Origin of the sequence: Nocardia vermiculata NBRC 100427 (genome assembly GCF_001613265.1) — a bacterium.
Taxonomy (GTDB): domain Bacteria; phylum Actinomycetota; class Actinomycetes; order Mycobacteriales; family Mycobacteriaceae; genus Nocardia; species Nocardia vermiculata.
The window spans coordinates 620,815-642,299 of sequence record NZ_BDCA01000001.1 but is presented as its reverse complement, the minus strand read 5'-3'; the positions used below and the strand labels follow the sequence as shown (position 1 = coordinate 642,299).

General features: G+C 68.2%; 19 protein-coding genes. 13 read left to right on the top strand and 6 right to left on the bottom strand.

Annotation, left to right across the window (positions count from 1 at the left end; translation table 11 throughout):
* Window positions 1–208 precede the first annotated feature (208 nt).
* The 4 genes from rplU to proB all read left to right on the top strand — a co-directional run bounded on the left by rplU (window position 209) and on the right by proB (window position 3,688).
* Window positions 209–520, top strand: coding sequence for a 50S ribosomal protein L21 (gene rplU, locus NV2_RS03005; RefSeq protein ID WP_067868653.1), 312 nt, complete (start codon window positions 209–211; stop codon window positions 518–520).
* Window positions 521–568: 48 nt separating this feature from the next.
* Window positions 569–835: a 50S ribosomal protein L27 gene (rpmA, locus tag NV2_RS03000; RefSeq protein WP_067868651.1), complete on the top strand. Its 267-nt coding sequence runs from the start codon at window positions 569–571 to the stop codon at window positions 833–835.
* 125 nt (window positions 836–960) lie between these two features.
* Entirely contained in the window at window positions 961–2,421 is a 1,461-nt protein-coding gene (gene obgE, locus NV2_RS02995) for a GTPase ObgE (protein ID WP_067868649.1), read from the top strand.
* Between the two features lie 139 nt (window positions 2,422–2,560).
* The gene (gene proB, locus NV2_RS02990; protein WP_067868647.1) at window positions 2,561–3,688 is read left to right on the top strand and encodes a glutamate 5-kinase; all 1,128 of its coding nucleotides are present in this window, start codon (window positions 2,561–2,563) and stop codon (window positions 3,686–3,688) included.
* Between the two features lie 105 nt (window positions 3,689–3,793).
* Here proB and NV2_RS02985 read toward each other — a convergent pair whose 3' ends face one another.
* The 3 genes from NV2_RS02985 to NV2_RS02975 all read right to left on the bottom strand — a co-directional run bounded on the left by NV2_RS02985 (window position 3,794) and on the right by NV2_RS02975 (window position 6,249).
* The gene (locus tag NV2_RS02985; RefSeq protein ID WP_067868644.1) at window positions 3,794–4,879 is read right to left on the bottom strand and encodes a hypothetical protein; all 1,086 of its coding nucleotides are present in this window, start codon (window positions 4,877–4,879) and stop codon (window positions 3,794–3,796) included.
* Window positions 4,876–5,250, bottom strand: a complete 375-nt coding sequence (locus tag NV2_RS02980) for a hypothetical protein (protein ID WP_067868641.1) — start codon at window positions 5,248–5,250, stop codon at window positions 4,876–4,878. Before NV2_RS02980 ends, NV2_RS02985 begins: the two co-directional genes overlap by 4 nt.
* A 294-nt stretch (window positions 5,251–5,544) precedes the next feature.
* Entirely contained in the window at window positions 5,545–6,249 is a 705-nt protein-coding gene (locus NV2_RS02975; protein ID WP_067868639.1) for an ESX secretion-associated protein EspG, read from the bottom strand.
* A gap of 191 nt (window positions 6,250–6,440) precedes the next feature.
* On the opposite strand from NV2_RS02975, the gene NV2_RS02970 reads away from it, so the two are divergent.
* From NV2_RS02970 to NV2_RS02935, 8 genes are all read left to right on the top strand, one after another.
* Window positions 6,441–9,125, top strand: coding sequence for a phosphoenolpyruvate synthase (locus NV2_RS02970; RefSeq protein ID WP_067869330.1), 2,685 nt, complete (start codon window positions 6,441–6,443; stop codon window positions 9,123–9,125).
* Window positions 9,115–12,504: an AMP-binding protein gene (locus NV2_RS02965; RefSeq protein WP_067868636.1), complete on the top strand. Its 3,390-nt coding sequence runs from the start codon at window positions 9,115–9,117 to the stop codon at window positions 12,502–12,504. The genes NV2_RS02970 and NV2_RS02965 overlap by 11 nt, the downstream gene beginning before the upstream one ends.
* Window positions 12,501–12,752 (top strand): acyl carrier protein, encoded by a 252-nt coding sequence (locus NV2_RS02960; RefSeq protein WP_067868633.1) that lies wholly within the window; start codon window positions 12,501–12,503, stop codon window positions 12,750–12,752. The genes NV2_RS02965 and NV2_RS02960 overlap by 4 nt, the downstream gene beginning before the upstream one ends.
* Window positions 12,749–13,852 carry an SDR family oxidoreductase gene (locus NV2_RS02955; RefSeq protein WP_067868630.1) on the top strand — a complete coding sequence of 368 codons (1,104 nt, stop codon included), beginning with the start codon at window positions 12,749–12,751 and terminating at the stop codon, window positions 13,850–13,852. Before NV2_RS02960 ends, NV2_RS02955 begins: the two co-directional genes overlap by 4 nt.
* Window positions 13,849–14,751, top strand: a complete 903-nt coding sequence (locus NV2_RS02950; protein ID WP_067868627.1) for a nucleoside-diphosphate kinase — start codon at window positions 13,849–13,851, stop codon at window positions 14,749–14,751. Before NV2_RS02955 ends, NV2_RS02950 begins: the two co-directional genes overlap by 4 nt.
* The gene (locus NV2_RS02945; protein ID WP_067868626.1) at window positions 14,748–15,707 is read left to right on the top strand and encodes a ScbA/BarX family gamma-butyrolactone biosynthesis protein; all 960 of its coding nucleotides are present in this window, start codon (window positions 14,748–14,750) and stop codon (window positions 15,705–15,707) included. Before NV2_RS02950 ends, NV2_RS02945 begins: the two co-directional genes overlap by 4 nt.
* Window positions 15,708–15,753: 46 nt before the next feature.
* Entirely contained in the window at window positions 15,754–16,716 is a 963-nt protein-coding gene (locus NV2_RS02940; protein ID WP_067868625.1) for a UbiA family prenyltransferase, read from the top strand.
* A gap of 247 nt (window positions 16,717–16,963) precedes the next feature.
* Entirely contained in the window at window positions 16,964–17,536 is a 573-nt protein-coding gene (locus NV2_RS02935) for a hypothetical protein (protein ID WP_067868624.1), read from the top strand.
* Here NV2_RS02935 and NV2_RS02930 read toward each other — a convergent pair.
* Both NV2_RS02930 and NV2_RS02925 read right to left on the bottom strand, forming a co-directional pair.
* Window positions 17,514–18,605, bottom strand: coding sequence for a methyltransferase (locus NV2_RS02930; RefSeq protein WP_245662410.1), 1,092 nt, complete (start codon window positions 18,603–18,605; stop codon window positions 17,514–17,516). The two genes, NV2_RS02935 and NV2_RS02930, sit on opposite strands and share 23 nt — an antisense overlap.
* Before the next feature lie 48 nt (window positions 18,606–18,653).
* Window positions 18,654–19,586, bottom strand: a complete 933-nt coding sequence (locus NV2_RS02925) for a D-isomer specific 2-hydroxyacid dehydrogenase family protein (RefSeq protein ID WP_067868621.1) — start codon at window positions 19,584–19,586, stop codon at window positions 18,654–18,656.
* Window positions 19,587–19,785: 199 nt separating this feature from the next.
* On the opposite strand from NV2_RS02925, the gene NV2_RS02920 reads away from it, so the two are divergent.
* Window positions 19,786–20,247 (top strand): nuclear transport factor 2 family protein, encoded by a 462-nt coding sequence (locus NV2_RS02920; protein WP_067868618.1) that lies wholly within the window; start codon window positions 19,786–19,788, stop codon window positions 20,245–20,247.
* An 81-nt stretch (window positions 20,248–20,328) separates the two neighbouring features.
* Here NV2_RS02920 and ligD read toward each other — a convergent pair whose 3' ends face one another.
* Window positions 20,329–21,291 (bottom strand): non-homologous end-joining DNA ligase, encoded by a 963-nt coding sequence (gene ligD, locus NV2_RS02915; protein WP_067869324.1) that lies wholly within the window; start codon window positions 21,289–21,291, stop codon window positions 20,329–20,331.
* Window positions 21,292–21,485: the final 194 nt, after the last annotated feature.

Sequence of the window (21,485 nt, the reverse complement as noted above, 5' to 3'; positions counted from 1 at the left end):
TCTTGGACAGTCGCTGCCCGGTGACAGCACCGTGAAAACGCTGCTTGTCGTCAGATCGGACTCGAATATCGAGTCCTCCGGTGCGGAACGTGGCACCGAGGCGGCGGTGACTATCAGACCAGTCGTGCGGCGGTTTCCGGTGTCCACCGGTAGGCGGCCGTGTGAACAGAGTGCCGAGCACTAGTTGAGGAAAGAGGGCAGCCGACCGATGGCAACGTACGCGATCGTCAAGACCGGCGGAAAGCAGTACAAGGTCGCGGTCGGTGACCTGGTGAAGGTCGAGAAGATCGAGGGTGAACCGGGTGCGGCCGTATCGCTGTCGCCGGTGCTGGTGGTGAACGGCGCCGAGCTGACTACCGATGCCGACAAGCTGGCCAAGGTTTCGGTGTCCGCCGAAGTGGTCGAGCAGACCAAGGGCCCGAAGATCCGGATCCACAAGTTCAAGAACAAGACCGGCTACCACAAGCGTCAGGGACACCGTCAGAAGCTGACGGTCCTGAAGGTCACCGGCATCAAGTAATTTCGACCCAGCGGAACCACCCGGTTTCGAATCGAGGAGTTATCAGACATGGCACATAAGAAGGGTGCGTCCAGCTCTCGCAACGGTCGCGATTCCAATGCTCAGCGGCTCGGTGTGAAGCGCTTCGGCGGTCAGGCCGTCAAGGCCGGCGAAATCCTGGTTCGCCAGCGCGGAACCCACTTCCACCCCGGCGTGAACGTCGGTCGTGGCGGTGACGACACGCTGTTCGCCCTCGAGGCGGGCGCGGTCAAGTTCGGCACCAAGCGTGGCCGCAAGACCGTCAACATCGTGGTTCCGGAGCCGGCGCAGGCCTGAGCCTCGTCGGAGCCGTCTCCACACATTCTTCGAAGCGGGCCAGGGTTTAGCAGATAAACCCTGGCCCGTTCGCCGTTTCCGGAGGCTCGCCACCACCGTCCACTCAACACAGAGGTCCAGCAGGCATGTCCAAATTCATCGATCGTGTGGTACTGCACGTGCGCGCCGGTAAGGGCGGGCACGGCTGTTCCTCGGTGCATCGGGAGAAGTTCAAGCCGCTCGGTGGACCGGACGGCGGTAACGGCGGCAACGGCGGGGATGTGATCCTCGAGGTCGACCCGAATGTGCACACCCTGCTGGATTTCCATTTCCACCCGCACGCCAAGGGCGGTAACGGCAAACCCGGTGAGGGCGGCAATCGCGACGGTAAGCAGGGCACGGAACTGCTGTTGAAGGTGCCCGACGGCACCGTTGTCATCGATGGTGACGGTGAGGTGGTTGCTGATCTGGTCGGTGCCGGGTCCCGGTTCGTCGCGGCACGCGGCGGACGTGGCGGTCTCGGCAACGCCGCGCTGGTGTCGCGTGCCCGGAAGGCGCCCGGCTTCGCGCTGCTCGGTGAGGAGGGGCAGGAGCGCGATCTCGTTCTCGAGCTGAAATCGGTGGCCGATGTCGGCCTGGTCGGTTTCCCCTCCGCCGGAAAGTCCTCACTGGTATCGGTGCTGTCGGCGGCCAAGCCGAAGATCGCCGATTACCCGTTCACCACACTGGTGCCCAATCTCGGCGTGGTGTCCAGCGGTGACACCACGTTCACCGTCGCCGATGTGCCCGGCCTGATCCCCGGCGCCAGCGACGGCCGCGGGCTGGGCCTGGATTTCCTGCGCCACCTGGAGCGGTGCGCGGTCCTGGCGCATGTGGTCGACTGCGCCACCCTGGAGCCCGGGCGCGATCCCGTCTCCGATGTCGACGCCCTCGAAGCCGAACTGGCGGCCTACCGTCCGGCGCTGCAGGCCGATTCCGGGCTCGGCGATCTGGCCGACCGTCCGCGGGTCGTCATTCTCAACAAGGCCGACGTTCCCGACGCGGCCGAACTGGCGGACATGGTGACGTCGGAATTCACCGAGCGTGGCTGGCCGGTGTTCACGATCTCGGCGGTGAGCCGAGCCGGGTTGCGGCCGTTGACCTTCGCGCTCGCGGAGATGGTGCGCGAATATCGCGAGGCCCATCCGAAGGCGGCGCCGAAACGTCCCGTGCTGCGCCCGGTGGTGGCCGGTGCGCCCGCCTTCTCCGTCGTGCGCGATCCCGAGGTCGAGGGCGGCTTCATCGTGCGCGGTGAACGACCCGAGCGGTGGGTGCGCCAGACCCAGTTCGACAACGATGAGGCCGTCGGCTATCTGGCGGACCGGCTCGCCCGGCTGGGCGTCGAAGATCAACTGGTGCGTCTGGGCGCCGAGCCCGGCGCCGAGGTGACCATCGGCGATGTGAGCTTCGAATGGGAGCCGCAGATCTCCGCCGGCGTGGACATGGTGATGACCGGCCGCGGCACCGATCCGCGCCTGGACCAGACCGAGCGAATCTCTGCCGCCGAGCGCAAGCATGCGTCCCGGGTGCGCCGCGGCCTGACCTCCGACGACGAAGAGCAGCCGTAGCGGCCCGCCGCGGCGCCTGGCGAGCGTGTGCCGCGGAGAGCCGGGCCATTCGATGCGACGCTCGCGGCGTTGCGGTGCCACCTGCGTGGCCATCTGAATTGCGGTAGCTGGTTATTCGTTAGTCGAAATGGGTTTTCCTATGGGACAGGAAGTTTCGGTTCAAGCCTCGGTATCCGCCCGGCAGGCGATCGGGACGGCGCGCAGCGTCGTGGTCAAGATCGGTTCGTCGGCGCTCACCAGTCTCGAAGGGGGGCTGGACAGTACGCGCCTCGACAAGCTGGCCGAGGCCATCGAGGACCGGATGCGGGCCGGATCGGATGTGATGGTGGTGTCCTCCGGTGCCATCGGCGCCGGCGTCGCTCCGCTCGGACTGACGTCCAGACCGAGGGATCTCGCGACCAAGCAGGCTGCCGCCAGTGTCGGCCAGTTGGCGCTCGCCCACGCCTGGGGCACCTCCTTCGCACGGTTCGACCGGGTCGTCGGACAGGTCTTGCTCACCGCCGGCGACTTCGCACGCCGCGAACACCATCGCAATGCGCAACGCACCTTGGATCGGCTGCGATCGCTGCACGCGGTGGCCGTGATCAACGAGAACGACACGATCGCCACCGACGAGATCCGCTTCGGCGACAACGACCGCTTGGCGGCGCTGGTGGCGCATCTGGTCGGCGCCGACGCGCTGGTGCTGCTGTCGGATGTGGACGGACTCTACGACGGTGACCCCCGGAAGGGGGATGCGACCTTCATTCCCGAGGTGCGTGGCAGTGCCGATCTGGACGGTGTGATCGCCGGCAGCGGCGGTGCGCTGGGGACGGGCGGTATGGCCTCCAAACTGTCCGCCGCGCGGCTGGCGGCCGATGCCGGAGTGCCGGTTCTGCTGGCCGCCGCATCCGATGCGGCCGCCGCTCTGGCCGACGCCTCGGTGGGCACGGCCTTCGCCGCGCGCCCGGTGCGACTGTCGGCCCGCAAGTTCTGGGTCCGCCACGCCGCGGACAGCCGGGGTGCCGTCCACCTGGACGCCGGCGCGGTGAAAGCGGTCGCACAGTCCCGCCGCTCCCTGCTCGCCGCCGGTATCACCGGTGTCAAGGGCCGCTTCTACGGCGGTGACGTGGTCGATCTGCTCGCTCCCGACGGCCGGATCGTGGCCCGCGGCGTCGTCGAATACGACAGCACCGAGTTACAGACCATGGCCGGCCACTCCACCTCCGAACTGCCGGAGGGCATGCACCGGCCGGTGATTCATGCCGACGACCTGGTGAAAGTCTGACCTTCACCCCATCCGCCCAGTCCGGATCGGACACCACCCCCAGTCGGCCCTCGGAAACCTGGTCCCGGCTCGTGCGGGTGGCCCTGCCGAACGACCGCGGCCGGATCAGCCGGGTGGTGAGACCCCGGGCTGGTCGGGTGTCGGCGGGGTGTCGGGGTCGGGTATCGGCCCGGTGATGCCGGGCTGGCCTTCCTGGTCGGTGAGCGGTGGCGTTCCGGGCGCAGGCTCGGTGTCGGAGGGAACAGGAACCGGTGCGGGCGACTCGGGCGTGTCCGGCGGTTCGGGTGCCGGTGGCGGAGATGCGGATTCGGGTACGGAGTCCGGCTGAGGTGGGCTCGAGTTCGGTGGAGGTGCATCAGGTGGGGGCGCTGCTGCCGGCGGCTCTGGCGCCGGAACCGATGGGTGGGGTGCCGGTTCGGGTGGAGCCGGGGCCGGTTGTGTCGGTGCGGGCGGCGGCCCGCTGGGAGCGGGCGTGCCGGGGCCGGGGGGAGCAGGTGGTTGTTCCGGGGCAGCCGGGTGCGGTACACCGGGGTGCGAAGGTTGCGCCGGTGATGGTGCGGTCGGGTGCTGCTGTCGCGGGGTGTCTTTCGGGTGCTCCGGTGCGGGCGCGAGCGGGGGACGGTCCGGATCCGGCAGGGCTGGCAGTGCGGGGACCGCGGATCCGGCCGCGGAATAGGCGGGCTTGTAGATCATGTTCATCGCGAGCACGGCCTCCTGGCGCATGACCTCCTGCGCGATCCGGGCGTCGATGATGTGGGCGGCACCGAGTGCTTGGGCGATGGCACCGACCGGGCCGCCGGCGCCGGGGGGTGGAACGGCCAGTTTCACCGCCTCGGCGGCACCGGCGACGGCGCCGAGCCGGGCACCGACCTCGCCGAAGACGGCGGCCAGTTCGTCGACTGCGGCGGCGAAGCTGCGGGCGCTGGTGGCGGCTTCGTCGGCGGCGGTGCCCTGCCAGCCCGCGGCATCGATGGCGTGTTCGGTGTGTCCGCGGGTGACCGGAATCGACCCGCTCAGGGTGGCGGCGGCCTCCAACCAGATCAGTGAGGTCTGCAGGATCTCGGCAGCGTCGATCTTGTCGGTACCCGAGTGAATCTGTTCGTGCGTCATGGATTCGAAATGCTCCATCGCACTGACGTATTCGGGGTCGTTGCGTGAAGTGTCGGGGCCGTAACGGAATTCGGTGCTCATCGCGGCACCCCGGGTGGCACGGCCCGCAGCGCGGCCGCGGCGGCGGAGTCGGCTTCCTCGTACAGTCCCGCGCTGATCAGGAATGCCTCCTTCATCCGGTATGCCGCCGCGATGTACTGGTCGAGCAGTTCGGCCGCATCTCGTGCCTTGCGGCCGAATCCGGCCTGCAACTGTTCCGCCGAGAAGAATCCGCCGAACCCGTTGAGCTGCGCGACCGTATCCAGTCGCTGCTGGAGTTCGTGTAGCCGGTCGGCCTGCTCCTGATAGATCTGCGCACACCTGCGCGCGGCATCCGGATCGAAGGTGACGGCCCCGCCACGCGCGGCCTGCAGAAACCGCGCGATATCGACCTGGCTGGTCTCGATCGTCATGCGCACCCCCTGAGATCGGTCGGTCCGGGTCCCAGCCTAATGCGGCGGGCCGGAGGCGGCAGCGCAGTGTTACCACGGAGGTTCGCCGGATTGGGCTGCAGGAGACTCAGCCTAATGCGGCGGGCCGGAGGCGGCAGCGCAGTGTTACCACGGAGGTTCGCCGGATTGGGCTGCAGGAGACTCAGCCTAATGCGGCGGGCCGGAGGCGGCAGCGCAGTGTTACCACGGAGGTCTGTCGGATTGGGCTGCGACCGATACAGCCTAATGCGGCGGGCCGGAGGCAGCAGCCCGGTGTTATCCCGACAGTCGTTTCTGCAGGTGGGTTGCGATCTGTTGTCTGCCGGCCGGTACGAGGTGGACGTCGTCACCGGCTCTGATCAGGTAGCGGCCGTCGTCGGCGACGTCGATCCACGTGTAGTACAGCGGTGGGGCAGGCGTGGTGCGGTGTAGTCCGGACTCGATGCGGATATGTCCTTCGGCGGTGTGTGGTTCCAGCAGTAGGCGGCGGATGCGCGCTGTTGCGGGAGTGGCGGGGCGTGGGCAGTCCTCGTCGCGGACGGCGGCGGCGGGGGCGGAGCGTGCGGGTTCGCGTCCGGCCGGACAGGTGGGGAGCAGTGCGGCGATGCGGGCGCCCAGTTTGCCGGTGTGCCCGATCGAGAGCCGGATATCGCCGCCGAAGCCGCGGGTGCGTCCGGCGTCCTGGGTGGCGAGGACCGCGTGGTCGTAGATGACGGCGCCCAGCGCCCGGATCTCGCTGCCCGCGGTGTGTGCGCCGCCGATTACTGCCACTCGGGTGTGCGGCGCCGCGAGGATCCGTAGTACCGCACTCAGGTCGGGGTCCGCGTGCAGGGGCAGCCGGGTATCGAGGTTCTTGCGTAGTGCCGTGGCGTCGTCCTCGGTGCGTGGCGTTTCGAGGATCCGCAGGGGAAAGGGATGGCGATCGAGGTCGGTTTCGCGCCAGATGTGCGCGAACTCGTCCGGTGTGAATGCCCAACTCACGCCGAATTACACCCTTCACCGATCGTCCCGCGCCTGACCGTAGCCTAGCGGTGTGCGCGGCGGGCGGCCAGTGACAGTTCTGCCGATCGGCGTTAACACCGGCGGTGGAGATCGGTATATCGAGACAACGCCGAGGTGACTGCCTGTTCACCTCGGCATTTGTCGAATGTGTGGTGAAGACGGGAGAGCTGGTGCACGAAACCGTATCGAGCGCCGCCGGGTCGGTTCCGGCCGAGGGTGGTAAAGCGGCCGGATTGCGTCGCTTGCGTGAAGCGGCGCTACCGGTACCGGACTGGTTGGTTGTCGCACCGCAGTTGTTCGATCGGATGCCGGACGAGATCGTCACCGCAGCAGCGGATTTCGTGCGTTCGTCCGATGTGGGTGAGGCGTTGGAGCGGGGCGCGAAGTTGCGGGCCGGGATCATGACCTCGGTGCCGCCGCCGGCGCTGGTCGAGGTGGTCGGCGAGGTGTGGGACAGTCTGGACCGCGCCCCGGTCGCGGTGCGGTCGTCGGCGGCGGTGGAGGACGGCACCGCACACTCGTTCGCCGGTCAGTTCGATTCGTTCCTCAACGTCTCGGGTGCCGAGCCGATCGCGACCGCGGTGCTGGCCTGCTGGGCCTCGGCCTTGTCGCCACGGGTCATCGGGTATTGCTTCGCGCACGGGTTGCCCCTGCCGGAGATTCCGTCGGTGATCGTGCAGAAGTTGGTCGACGCCGAGTGCAGTGGGGTGCTGTTCACCTGTGATCCGAATACCGGAGCGTCGGATCGAATGCTGCTCAGTGCGGTCTACGGACTGGGCGAGGGGCTGGTGTCGGGTGCGGTCGATGCCGATACCCACACCGTGGACAAGGTGTCGGGTGCGGTAGTCGAGACGGTGGTGGGTGACAAGGAGCTTCGTTACCGCGCTGACGGCGAGCACGGCTGTACCGCGGAAGAGGTCGAGCCGGAGCTTCGTGGCCGCCGGGTGCTGTCCGCGGAGCAGATCCGCCGGATCATCGACATGGGCCGGTCGGCAGAGGAATTCGCGGGTGCAGCGCAGGACATCGAGTGGGCCTTCGACGGTGCGGACCGATTGTGGGTGGTGCAGGCGCGCCCCGTCACCACCGCGGTCGGTGCTCCGTTGCGCGGTGCCGGAGAGTCGGTTCCGGCGGGGGAGGAGCGAATCTGGGACAACTCCAACATCATCGAGAGTTTCAACGGGATCACCTCCCCGCTGACCTTCACCACGGCCGCCGATATCTACGGCCGCGTGTACCGAGATTACGCACGCTCGCTGGGTGTGCCGCCCGAACAGCTGCGCCAGACCGACGACTGGACTCCGGTGTTGCTGGGGTACTTTCACGGCCGGGTCTATTACAACCTGCTGCACTGGTATCGGATGGTCGGCATCGCGCCCGGCTACCCCCTCAATCGCCGGGTGCTGGAGGCGGCGCTCGGAGTGGCGGAACCGTTGCCGTCCGAGGTCGCGAAAACTCTGCGCCCATTCACTTTCGGCAATCCGGTCCGGCGGTTGGTCTCTCGGGCACGCACCGCCGTGATCTATCGCCGCCGCATCGCCGGTATCGACGCCATGATGCGTGATTTCCTCGACGATTTCTACCGGGTGTACGACGAGTTCGAAGCGCACGACGACAGCGCCGACACCGGCCCGCAGGCCTACGCCCGCTATCGGGAGCTGGACCGGGAGCTGGTGCATCGGTGGGGGCCGATGATGGTCCTGGATGCCATGCTGTTGACACTGACCGGTGCGCTGTTCGTGCTCACCCGGCTGTTCCTGCCGAAGGCACCGGAGTGGTTCCTCTACGCGGTCGCGGGGCCGGGCGCCGATGTCGAATCCGCCGAACCGGCCCGGGCGATGAGCGCACTGGCGGAGCGGGTGCGTGCGGAGCCCCACCTGCGTACGTTGCTGGAGTCCAGTGCTCCGGAGCAGGCCTACGATGCGCTCGCCGCGGCGGGGCACGACGATTTCCGGGCACGCGTCGACGAGTACATCGACCGCTACGGCTACCGCAGCGTCGACGAATTGAAGTTGGAAACGCCCGACCTGCGGGAGGACCCGTCCGGATTCTTCGTCATGCTGCTGGCCGCGCTCCCACAGACCAGGCACGAGCCCGCCGACGATGCGCAGCGCTATCTCGACGAGAACCTCACCGGATGGCGCCGCTCCGTGTATGAACGGCTGCGCCGCAAGGTCTCTCGCTGCGCCGCGCACCGGGAAACGCTGCGCTTCTGTCGCACCCGCGCCTTCGGAATGGTCAAGCGGACCATCCGGGTCATGGGGCGAGACCTGGTGCAGCGCAATATTGTCGACGAATTCTCGGATGTGTTCCAGCTGACGCTTCCGCAGCTGCGCAGTTGCTACGAGGGCGGTGAGACCGAGGGGCTGCGGTCCGTGGTCGCCGCGCGCAAACAGCAGCGAGCCGCGGACGCGCGGCTGGCCGCGCCCGCCCGGTTCGTCACCCACGGTGACGGTTTCGGGCCCGCGGAACTGGCCTCGGCGGGCTGGGCGGCGATCACCGATACACCCGCCGCGACCGCAGGTGCGGTCTTCACCGGAACCCCCTCGGGTGGTGGTACCGGAACCGGTCCTGCCGTGGTGGTGGACGAGCCCCGTGATGTCGCTGGTGGTGTACTGGTCACCTATCGCACCGACCCGGGCTGGGTGGCGGTGTTGCCGTCGGCGACCGCCCTGGTGATCGAACGGGGCAGCCCGCTCACCCATGTCGCCATCGTCGCCCGCGAGCTGGGTGTGCCCACCGTGGTGCAGCTTCCGGGTATCACCCGCACCGTCCGCACCGGAATGCCGCTGCACGTCGACGGCACCGCCGGAACCGTGACCGTTCTCGAATCCGGGGAGGAACCCGATGCCCAGTGAGTCGACGACAGCCGACGACCGCGCGGTGGTGCGCGGCTGGCTGGTGAACCCCGCTGCCGACACCGGCATCCATCTCGCCGACGAGGACGACGGCTGGCGGTTCCGCAGCTACACCGAGCTGGCCGAGCTCACCTGGTCGGTGGCCGACGAGTTGCGTCGCCGGGGACTCGACGGCGCGGCCGGTGCCTGTGTCGTCATGCCGACCGGATTTCCCTGTGTGGCCGCGTTCTACGCGGTCTGGGCGTGCGGCGGGGTGTTCACTCCGATCGCGCCGCCGATGTTCGCCGATATGGACCAGTACATTTCGCATGTCGCGGCGATTCTCGTGCAGGCGTCCCCTCGTGTGGTCGTCACGTCGGTGGAACTGGAAGCCCTGGTGCGGCAGGCGATGACGGCGGCGGGCCGCGACGACGAGCCGGTGGTGGTCACCGACTCCGGCACGGCTCCTGCCGAGCGGGTGCTCGCGCCGGCCGCCGAGACCGCACTGCTGCAGTTCACCTCCGGCTCCACCGGCGCACCGCGTGGAGTGCGGGTGTCGTGGCACAACCTGGCCAACAACATCGAGATGATCAGCCGCTTGATCGACTGGCGGCCGGGTGAGGCGATGGTGTCGTGGCTGCCGCTGTACCACGATATGGGGCTGGTCGGCGCCTTTCTGACCACGGTCGCGAATCAGGGTGATCTGTATCTGATGCGCCCGGATCAGTTCGTGCGCGATCCGGCCCGCTGGTTGCGGGCCATGGCGCATGCACAGCATTCGCCGTCACCGTCCTTCGCGCTCGGCTATGTGGCGCATCGGGTATCACCAGCCGATATCGCGGAGCTGGATCTGTCGGGCTGGCGGACGCTGGCCGTCGGATCCGAACCGGTGGAGGTCGAGGATCTACGCTCGTTCGCGGAGCTCACCGGTCCGCTGGGGTTCTCCGCACAGGCGTACACGCTGGCCTATGGCCTCGCGGAGGCCACCCTGATGGTGACCTCCTCGGCTCGCGATCGCCCGCTGACCGCCCTGCGCCTGGACACCGCCACATTGCGGCCCGGGCAGCCGGTGCGGGTGAATGCCGCGGCCGAACTCACCGACGGGCAGTGGGTGAGCGGCCCCGGGTGGATCACCGGACTCGGCCGCTCCACGCCGGAGTCGACGGTACGAGTGGTGGACGACGATGGCCGGGAGCTGCCCGACGGGGTACTCGGCGAGATGGTGGTCGCCGGCGATTCGGTGGCTCTCGGATACACCGACGCGAGCGAGAGCGCCACCCGCATCAGCGACGGAGTGCTGTATACCGGTGACGCCGGATTCCTTTATCGTGACGAGGTTTTCGTACTCGGTCGAATGGGGACGAGTCTCAAGGTGCGGGGCCGCTCGGTGTTCATGGAGGACATCGAATCGAAGGTGGCCCGCGAGACCGGGATCACCAAGGGGAAATTGGCGGCGGTGGCGCTGTCCGGCGGTGCGGCGCCCGGAGTGGTGCTGTTCGCCGAGACCGGGCCGGGGGACTGGATTGCGCATGCGCGCACGGTGATCCGTGGTGAGCTGGGTCCGGCCGGGACGACCGACGTGGTCACCGGGCCACGCGGGTTCATTCGCCGCACGTCGAGCGGTAAACCCAGACGCCGGCACATGTGGCAGCTGTATTCCGAGGACCGGCTTGAGGGGGCCACAGCCCATCCCGTCGCCGCAGCCCATTTCGTCGCCGCGGCCGCCACCCTTCCCGGCACCGGTGCCACGGCGGATCCGGCGCTGCCCGAGGATCGTGTCGCGGACCTGCTGGCCGCGGCCCTGGAGAAGGTTTCGGTGCCGCCGGATTCCGCCGCCCTGTTCGAGGGGTCGCTGGCGGAGGGATTCGGCAACGACGGGTCCGATATCGACTTCCTGATCGTGGCACCGGGCGCCGAGGAGCTGCCGACGTTGCCCACGGTGGTGTTCGCCGACGGTCGTCGCGTGGAGGTCCGCACCCGGTCGGTGGCGCAGTTGCGCGCGCAACTCGAGCGGGTGGCCGGTGCGGCGGAGGTCGCCGAACTCGATGAGGACGTACTGAACCGCTGCCAGCGCTTCGGTAACGCAACAGTGCTGCGTCCCGGCGCCGGTGTCGACCTCGACGGCCTGTCCGCGCTGCTACCTGCACCCGCTTTCGCCGACATCGTGACACGGTGGTGGGCGCGGCGCAGTGAGCACGCGTTGTGGTTCGCGGTCGCACTGCGGGCGCTGGGTGCCGAACCGGAGGCCGGTGCATGGGCTCGGGACGGCCTGCTGCAGGCGGTGAAATCCTGGGCGGCAGGCCGGGGTGAAACCTATCTCGAGACGAAATGGGTTCCGCAGCAGCTGGAACGTATCGAAGCGACGGCCGATGCGGGTACGAGACGCACGATCGCGGCATACCGGGCGGTGCGACCGTCCACGCCGTTCGGCGACATTCTGGCACTGGCAGCCGAATTCGGGGTCACCGGGGTGGCCGACGACCCGGAACGAGTGCTGCTGACCCGCCGGGACGCCGTGACGACGTGGCCGATCGGCGAGCGATTGCATGTGATCCGCGACGACCTGGACGTCTTCGCGCTGTCGGACCGCGGCGCCGCGGCGTGGCGCACGGTGGTGCCGCGTAAATCGGTCGCCGAGATCCTGCGTCGGGCGTCGATCGGGCCCGAGCTTGCCGAATTCGTGCGGCTCGGCTTCGTCGGGCTCGCGGTGCGCGGCGGCGCCGTGCTCGAACCGGCGCTGGCGATGTGTAAACCGCTGCGGCCCTACACTCCGGTCCCGTCGGCACGTACTCCCGCGCTCGGCCTGGCCGGTGGCGGCACCGACCGTGCCGTTGCCACCCTCTCACCGTTGCCTGCGCAGCGGTTCATCTCCTGCGCGACCGAGGTGGTGTGGTCGAATGTGGTGTTGGAGAACGCGCGCGAGGATCTGATGGGGGCGGTGCAGGCCGGGCAGGCCGAGGTCGCCGATATCGCGGCCCACCGTGCGGTCGCCATGTGTGTGCGGATGGTGTTGTCCACCTACGGGGTTCATCCGCTTCCGGCCGACGTCGCTCCGGTGCACACCCTGGAATCCGTGCTGCCCGAGTGCGAGCAACTGCGCGAGCTGGTCGCGCGCGCCGCCGAGGTTCGACTCGGCGCGGCACTCGCCGCAGGCGGAACCGGTTCGGACGAACTGGCGACACTCGACGAACTGATGGCCGCGGTGCGCACGATCGCGGGCGGCACCCAGTTCCCGGCCTCGTTCGATTCGCCGGAACAGTGGCGCAGAACCCTGGACATCAGCTACCACTGGTTGCGTCCGGCCGCATATCTCGATACCGAACTGCCCCTCGAGGAAGCCCGTGATCTGCTGGGATCGGGCGGGCAGCAGCCCCACCAATCTCAGGGAGGTTCGCGATGACCGATGTGGACAGCTCCGTGGGAGCGCGGGCCCGGCAGCTCGTCGTGGCGATGGCACCGGATCTGGCGACCGAACCGGCCGACGAGTCCCGGCTGATCGAGGATCTGGGCTACGACTCACTCCGCTTGATGGAGTTGACCCTCGTACTCGAGCGCGCCTTCGGTCTGCCGCGCTTTCGCCCCGAGCAACTGATCGACGTGCGGCGCATCACGGATGTGGTCGCCCTGATCGAGGAGACACGCCTGTGAGCCAACGGGACGTGGTCCTGGTCACCGGTGCGGGCGGTCTGGTCGGTGCCGAGGTGGTGGCGCGGCTGGTCGGCGCCGGAACCGTCGTCGCCGGGCTGCTGCACAGCAATTCACGCATCGTCCGCAACGACGGTGCCGAGGTGCACGGAGTGGATACCGTGCGCGGCGATGTACGCTCCCCGAACCTGGGGCTGTCGCGGGCCGACCTCGCCGCACTCGGCGATCGGGTCGGCATGATCGTGCACTCCGCGGCGACCACCGCCTTCGACGCCACGGCGGCCGAGTACGAGGAATTGAACGTCCGTGGCACCGCGAATGCCATCGAACTGGCGCTGCGCTGGAATGTGCCGCTGGTGTACGTCGGTACCGCCTATGTGTGCGGGATGCGATCCGGGACGATCACCGAGGACGAGCTCGATGCCGGGCAGCATTTCGGCAACGGCTACGAGGACAGCAAGTTCCGGGCCGAGCGCCTGATCCGGTGTACGCCCGGCCTGCGGTGGTCGGTGGTGCGGCCCGGCATCGTGACCGGGGCTACCGGCACCGGTGTGATCCGCGACTACAAGAACCTCTATACCGTGGTGAAGCTGATCGTCGAGGGCAAACTGCGGTCGCTGCCCGGACGCTACGATGCCACCATCGCACCCGCCCCGGTCGATTTCGTCGCCGATGTGATCACCGCGGCGGTCGCCGATTTCGACGCCGTCGCCGGACGGACGCTGCACGCGGTGGGCGCCGACAGCCTGTCGTTGCGGGAGATCTCGGATGTCTTCGCCGAGTATCCGTCGTTCCGGGTGGCCACCTTCGTGCCGGAGGCTTCCTTCGAGGTATCGGACCTGGAGCCGCTGGAGCGGGAGTACTACGAGCGTATCGGGGTGCTCTACACGAGCTATTTCGCACGCCGCCCGCTGTTCGACACCACGACCACCCGCGCCGTGCTCGGCCGTGCCTGCCCGCCCACCGGTAAGGCGTATCTGCGGCTGCTGCTCGACTACTGCCTGGAGTCCGGCTATCTGGGTGAACCGCTGCCCTCGGTCGACGATGTCCTGGCCCGCTTCGTGCCGGGCGAGGCGCCGACGGGCGCGGGAGGTGAACGATGAACCTGGAGCAACTGCTGGCATCCTCGACCGCGCTGCCGGAGAAGGCGGCACGCTACGCCGAGGACACCTACGTGCAGGAGACGGTCGCCCAGCTCGACGAGGCGGGTATCGATCCGGCGGAGTTCTCCCGGCGGTACTCGCTGCTGTTGCTGAAGCCGGACGCGATCGTCGCGCGAGCAGTGGAACCTACGCTGAAATGGTTGCAGGACAACGAGTTCCGCATCGTCGGATCGCGTATCTGCGCGGTCGACCGGCATCTGGTGCGAGCGCTGTGGTATTTCGCCTGGAATATCGCCTCGCCGGAACGGCGTCGGCTGGCGGACCTGCTCGTCGGGATCTCCGATGCGCTTGTCCTGGTGGTGTCCTCCGAATCCGGAGCGCTGCCCACCTCCGTGCGACTGACTTCGGCCAAGGGGCCCACCGCCCCGGCAGCCCGCCGACCCGGCGAATTGCGTTACCTGCTGGGCCGATACAGCTATCTGCTGAATCTGGTGCACTCACCCGACGATCCGGCCGACGTCTTGCGCGAATTCTCGATCTACTTCGACGAGACGACCCGCGCGGAACTGCTCCGCGATATCGTCGCCGATGCCGAGCAGGGGGAGCAGGCGGCTGCGTATGCCGCGGAACTATACGCTCGCACTCCGGCTCGAGATTTCGACCGTATCGCCGCCGCTCGGCAGCTGGCCACCGAATTCGGTAGTGTGCCAGTTGATTTCGATCCAGGAAGTGATGAGGACTGTGCGGCGCTGCTGCGCCGGGCCTGGGCCACCGGACGTGATGTCGATCCCTGGCCGGCGATAGTTCTCGGCTCCCATGTACTACCCATGCGCTCCGGCGGGCGGCGGCAGATCCTGCCCCCCGTCTCGGCGCACGACTGGTTGGAGGCACAACCATGACGACGCTCGATACGCCGACCATCCCGACGGCCAGCCATGTCCGTACCGTCTCCCGGCATCTCGCGCACCGCTGCGCGGTCTCGGAGGTGTTCGTCACCTCGCTGCAGGGCACCGGTGACGACTTCGTCGCAGGTGCGCAGTTGCCGCGCATGCACGCCTTCTACGGCGACCATCTACCTCCCTATGACGCCGAATATGATCCGATGTTGGTGATGGAGGCGGCCCGCCAGGCATCGATCGCCCTGTCGCACGAGTTCCTCGGGGTCCCCCATGATTTCGGATTCGTGGTACGGACCTTCAACGGTGCGGTGACCGGTAGCGACAGCTGGCGGATCGGTTCGGCGCCGGCGGATCTGGTGATGTCGGTGCAGATCTCGCGACGGCACACCCGCGGCGGAACGCTGGTCGGCGTCGACATGGTGCTGGAGATCGAATGCGACGGTGCGCCGATGATGATCGTCGACGGTTCGTTCACCTGGGTGCCGCCGGCCCGCTGGGATGCGCTGCGCAGCGGCTACCGCACCGGGCTGGGCCTGGGCGAGATCGGGGCGACGGTGCTGCCCGAGGAGACCGCCGCGACCGCGGACGTGTCCCGGGCGAACAGCCGTAATGTGGTGATCGGTCCGGTGCGGCGCGTCGATGCCGCGGGTGTGGCGGAACTGCGGGTCGATACCGGCCATCCGATCCTGTTCGATCATCCGCTGGACCATGTGCCGGGCAGTCTGCTGCTGGAAGCGGCGCGGCAGGGTGCCACCGCCATGTCCGCCACGCCGGCGCCGCGGCTGATCGGAGTGTCGAGTTCGTTCGACAGGTTCGTGGAACTGGACTGCCGCACCGAGTGTGTGGTCCGGATTTCCGAGACGATGCCCGGCGAGATCGATTGCGAGATTCACCAGTGCGGTGCGGTCGCCGCCCGGATCGGCCTGCGCTACGAGACCGACGCGGTGGAGTGCTGATGGTTCGCGGGCAGCCGATCGCGCGCGGCCGGTACCGCGAGAGCCGATGAAGTCCGCGCCGCCCCGGGTGGGCGCACCTGCTCCCGGTCTGCTCGCGTCGATACGCCGTCTGGCCCGGTTCACCGTGGTGCGCTACGAAACTCACCATCTGCTGTACGCGGTGTTGTTCGTGGCCGCGGTCGAGTCCACCGCGGCGGTTGTCTCGCACCCCGGGTCCGCCTGGCGTCCCGGTTGGCAGACCGCGGTGCGGGTGGTTGTCGTCGCGATGTTGCTGCTGTATCTGCGAATGGTCGACGAAATCAAGGATCTCGACTACGACCGGGAGCACAATCCGGATCGCCCGCTGGTGACCGGGGCGGTTGGCGTCGGCGAGCTGTGGGCGGCGATCGGAGTGGTCGCCGCGGTGTCGGCGGGTCTGTCGCTGCTGCTGTCGTGGTGGTCGGCGGTGCTGGTCGTCGCCGCGATGGCCTACGGACTGGGATTGTGGGCGCTGGAGGCGCGCTCGGCGCGGGTGCGCGACACCTTGCTACTGAACCTGGTGGTCACCTATCCGGTGCAGCTGTGGATCATCGCTTACCTCGTGGTGTCGGCCGTCGACACCGGGCAGGTCGAATCCGGTTGGCGTAGCGCCGGAGTGGCGGTGCTGTTCGCAGGGGCCTTCCTGCACTTCGAATTCGCGCGGAAAACCGCGCACGACCGGAGATCCGAGTCCTACTATTCGAATGTGCTGGGCCCCCAGCGGAGTACCTGCGCGATTCTCGCCTTCGCGGTGGTGGCGGTCGGCGCCGATGTGGTCTTGCTACGGCCATGGGATCACGGGCTGCCGTGGGCAGCATTGATGTGGATTCCGGTGCTGCTGTTGGCACTTCCGGTCACCGGCGCGTACCGCTTTCTTCGTGCTGCGCCGGCACCCGATTCGCGGCCCCGCGAGTACCCGGTGGTTCCTGCTGTGGTATTTGTACTGGTGCTGTACCTGATACTTGTGATCCAGGCGCTGACCTGGCGATAATCCCGCTGTTGGGCAGTGGGTTCCGGCTGAAACGTGCCCGAGGGGCACCGTAAGGCCACCGGAAGGGCAGTGACCGGGCCGCCGTGAAGGCGCACGCTGAGTAGTAGCACCCGGCGCCGCAGGATTGCCCCCTTCGCATCGTTCGAGGCACCGGATCCGGTGTGGTTCGCCCTTGCCGCACCGGGCTCGCGGTCCGGTGACTCGTTCGTGGCGTCGGGTGCATCCACGACCCCTCCGGAGGTATCCGATGTCCGCCGCCTCGCCGCCGTACGGCCGCGGCGCGCGGGCACGTCCGGGCGGGCTGCGCGGCCGTTGCGCCGCGGCGGTAGACCGGGGCGCCGTGGGGACGGGCGCCCCGGGCACGGCCGGAGCCGACCGACCCGAAATACCCGATGTGCAGGAATTACTCGCGGCCTGCTGCGGACATCTGGGCGACCACAGCGATGATCACCCGCTCACCCGTTGGACGTACCGGCTCGCAGAGCTGCATCTGTCCCGGCGGACCGTGCCCATGCGCGCTGCCGAAATCGACTGCCGTCGCCGGGAACTGATCGTCGTTATCGACCAGTGGGTGAGTGAGCGTACGGTGCCGGCCCGCGCGGCATCGCTCGCTGCCGCGGTCGACGCCCTGGCTGCCGCCCAGGTTCGGGCCAACCACCTGGTGCGCACCACCGCCGCCGATGACCAGCGGGTGCGGGCAGCGTGGGCGGCCGTCGCCGCCCTGGCCGAGGAGTGGGCCGCGCGCGCCGCGCCGGGCGCGCAACGATCGCAAGCCGGTGCTCGGACCGGGCAACCACCTAATTCGGTCGCGCCTCGATGACGCTCTCCGGTGAGACGGTGTCGGCGATGTGGGTCAGCTCGAATCCGGTGCGGGCCAGCAGTTGCCGGTACTGCTCAGCGGTGCGTTCCCGTCCGCCGCTGTTGATCAGCATTTCCAGATCGGTGAAGTTCCCCGGATGCGGGCGACGGTGCCGGGGCAGCACGATTTCGACGATCACCAGCCGGGCGACCGGGCTCATAGCGGCACGCACGGTGCGCAGCAGTTGTTCGGCGCGTTCGTCCGGCCAGTCGTGCACGATATGTTTGAGCAGGTAGGCATCGCCGCCGGGCGGCACCGAGTCGAAGAAGGAGCCGGGCGCGACCACGGCTCGTCCGTCCAGCCCGGCCGCGGTGAAGCGTTCGGCCGCGCGAGCTGCCACATCGGGCAGATCAATCAGCACCCCACGCGTTCCCGGCGCTCGTCGCAGAATCTCGGCGAGCATCCGTCCCTGTCCGCCGCCCACATCGACCACGGTGGAGAAACGCCCGAAGTCGTAGGCTGCGAACAACGCGTCTGCAGTGAGGGTTCCGATGCTGGTCATGGCGCTGTCGAAGAGTTCACCGAACTCGCGGTCGGTGCGGACGTAGTCGAAGAACGAGGCGCCGTCGATCTGTCGGCCGACCGGTTCGCCGCTGCGGACCGCATCCACCACATGCGTCCAATGTTCCCGGTGCCGTGCGGAACCGAAGAACAACGCGGCGTCGCGCAGTGAACCGGGTGCATCGCGGCGCAGGGCGTGCGCCGGGGCGGTCAGCGCATAACGCCCGTCCCGGCGCTGGGTGAAGATCCCGTGCCCGATCAGCAGTCGCAGCAGCCGTCGCAGCGCATCCTCGTCGGCGCCCACCCGGCGCGCCAGCTCGGCGCTCGTACACGGCCCCGCGGCCAGCTCGTCGGCGATCCCCAGCACTGCCGCGGCGTGAATCGCCTGGGTCAACCATCCCGCGGCGAGTAGCTCCATCATCGCCATCGGCCCTGGTACCAGCCGCCGGTACACCTCGGCGATCCCGTATCGAACGGTTTCGACGGCCCGCACCACCGGGATCGGTGGCAGTTTCGGTATGGCGAACACGACGAGAGCTCCCTTTCGTCCGGGGCGGCCGGGGTGTAGCCGCCGGGGTCAGTAGCCTGCTGTCGTATCGATCCGCGCGATCAGGTCTCGTCCCGCCGCGAAGCGGGTCACATTCTCCGCGACATGGTCGGCGAATGCGGCCGCGCGCAGCCGGCTCGGGTTGGAGTCGTGTGGCGTGATGATCGCGTTGGGCAGATCCCACAGCGGGTGGCCGTCGGGCAGGGGCTCGGGGTCGGTGACATCGAGGCCGGCGCCGCCGATGGTGCCGTCGCGGAGTGCGGCGACCAGCGCATCGGTGTCGATCAGCGAGCCGCGCGCCACATTGATCACCCAGGAATGCGGTTTCAGCTGGGCCAGTTCGTCTTTGCCGATCAGGTGCCGGGTGTCGGCGGTTGCGGGCGCGGCTACCACCACATGGTCGGTACGAGGCCACACCTGTGGGAGTTGTTCGGCGGGTAGCGTTTCCACGACATGGGGGCCCGGAACAGTCCGGCCGGAGCGATTGACAGCGATGACCTGCGCACCGAACGGCTCCAGCATCGAGATCACCTCGCGGCCTATCCCGCCGGCACCGACCACCGCGACCGTCGAACCGCGCAATGTGCCGATATGCGGGAAGAATTCGTGTTGCCGCCAGCTCCGCGCGCGAATATGTTCCGGCAGATAGCGCACCCCGGCCAACAGCAGTGTCATTGTTCCTTCCGCCACACTGCCTGCGAACGCCCCGGCGGCCGAGGTGAACACGACATCCGGATTGCGGGCAAGGATTCCGGCGGCCAGAAACTCCTCCACCCCGGCCGCGAACAGTTGCACCCACCGCACCGACTCCGGCAGTTCCGGGAACCCGTCCGGCCCCGCATTCCACACCAGCGCCCGAGCCCGGTCCAGGTCCGTGACCTGTGCTCCGGCGTCGGTGATCGCGCGCGTCAGCAGGTCGGTGGAGGTCGGCCCCAGTGCAATGGGAACGGCGGTGTCGGACATGTGGTGCACTCCTCGGTCTGCCGGTGTCGTGCAGGTCAGACTACGCCGACGAGTTGTCGGTCCGGATCGTCCTGTCGGCGTTCCGCCGACGTACTGCGGGTGCTGGGGCCGAATCCCTTGACAGTGAGAACGGTCGTTCTCTACCGTGGGATCGCGATGGAGAACGACCGTTCTGCACGAGGTTACGAAGGAATGCCGCATGTCCGACTCTCGACCGCCGTACCCGCCGTTCACTCCCGAAGCCGCCGCCCGGAAGGTGCGAGCCGCCGAAGATGCGTGGAACACCCGTGATCCGCAACGGGTGGCCCTGGCATACACACCCGATTCGGTGTGGCGTAACCGCGATCTCTTCGTCACCGGGCGCGCCGCGATCATCGAATTCCTGACCGCGAAGTGGGAACGCGAGCTGGACTATGCACTGCGCAAGAGCCTGTGGGGGTTTCGGGAGAACCGGATCGCGGTGCGCTTCCAGTACGAATGGCACGATCGGGCCGGGCAGTGGTGGCGCAGCTACGGCAACGAACTGTGGGAGTTCACCGCAGCGGGGCTGATGTCACGCCGGGAGGCGAGCATCAACGACCTGGCCATCACCGCGGACCAGCGCCGGATATTCGGACCGCGCCCGACCGGCTCCGACGACGAGGAGCTTCCCCTGCAGTAGTCGCCGTGCTGCCCGGACACCGTGCAACCTGCACCACAACCGGTCTCGAGTCGAGTGCCGTGCTCGGTTACTCCGACGCCGCTACTGCGCCTCCGCGTCGTCCAGATCCACCTCGACACCACCACGATCGGCCCACTCGAGCAGTGTTGTCGGATCGAACACCGCATCGTCGATACCGGCGTGCAGATCGCCCAGTTCGGCGAAGCGGGCTCCGACCGTGGTGATGGTGAAATCGTTGGGCTCGATATCGGGAATCTCGTTCCAGCGCACCGGTGTCGACACGGTGGCGATATCCGTGCCGCGGACCGAATAGGCGGCGGCGATGGTGTGGTCCCGGGCGTTCTGGTTGTAGTCGACGAACAGCATCCGCGGATCGCGGTCGCGCCGCCACCAGGTGGTGGTCACATCCTTCGGTGCCCGCCGCTCCACCTCCTGTGCGAAGGCCAGCGCTGCCCGCCGGACCTGCCGGAAACCGTGCTCGGGAGCGATTCGCACGTAGATGTGCAGCCCGTGCCCACCAGAGGTTTTCGGCCAGCCGACCGCGCCCAACTCGTCGAGCACCTCATGTGCCACCTCCGCGACCCGCTGCACCCGCGACCACGGACACTCCGGCATCGGATCCAGGTCGATGCGCCACTCGTCGGGCCGCTCGGTATCGAAGCGCCGCGAGTTCCACGGATGGAACTCCACGGTGGACATCTGCACGGCCCACACCACATCGGCGAGTTCACTGACGCAGAGTTCATCGGCGTACCGGTTGTAGCGCGGAAAATGCACCCGCACGGTCGGGATCCAGTCCGGGGCGCCCGCCGGTAGTCGCTTCTGATGCACCTTCCCACCGGGCAGCCCCTTCGGGAATCGATGCAGCATGCAGGGGCGATCCCGCAGCGCGTTGACGATCCCATCGCCCACGCTCAGGTAGTACTGCACCAGATCGAGCTTGCTCGCACCGATCTCGGGAAAGTAGATCCGATCCGGATTCGTCACTCGCACCGTGTGCTCGCCGACCGTCAACTCCACCGCCGGCGTCGACTTACTGGTCATCGGCCCGACGATAGTCGCGGGACGTACCGCGCGGACGGACTTGTGCAGAACCGGGACGCACTCGGTGCTGACCGGACCGGTGGGCGGCCGCCGGCGGCGCACCGTGGTGCTCGGCGGCACGAGCTGACGTCGTGTCGCCTGGTCACCGGGACAGAACGCGTCCGATCGGGGGCGTGGAGTGAGGCGCGCACCTG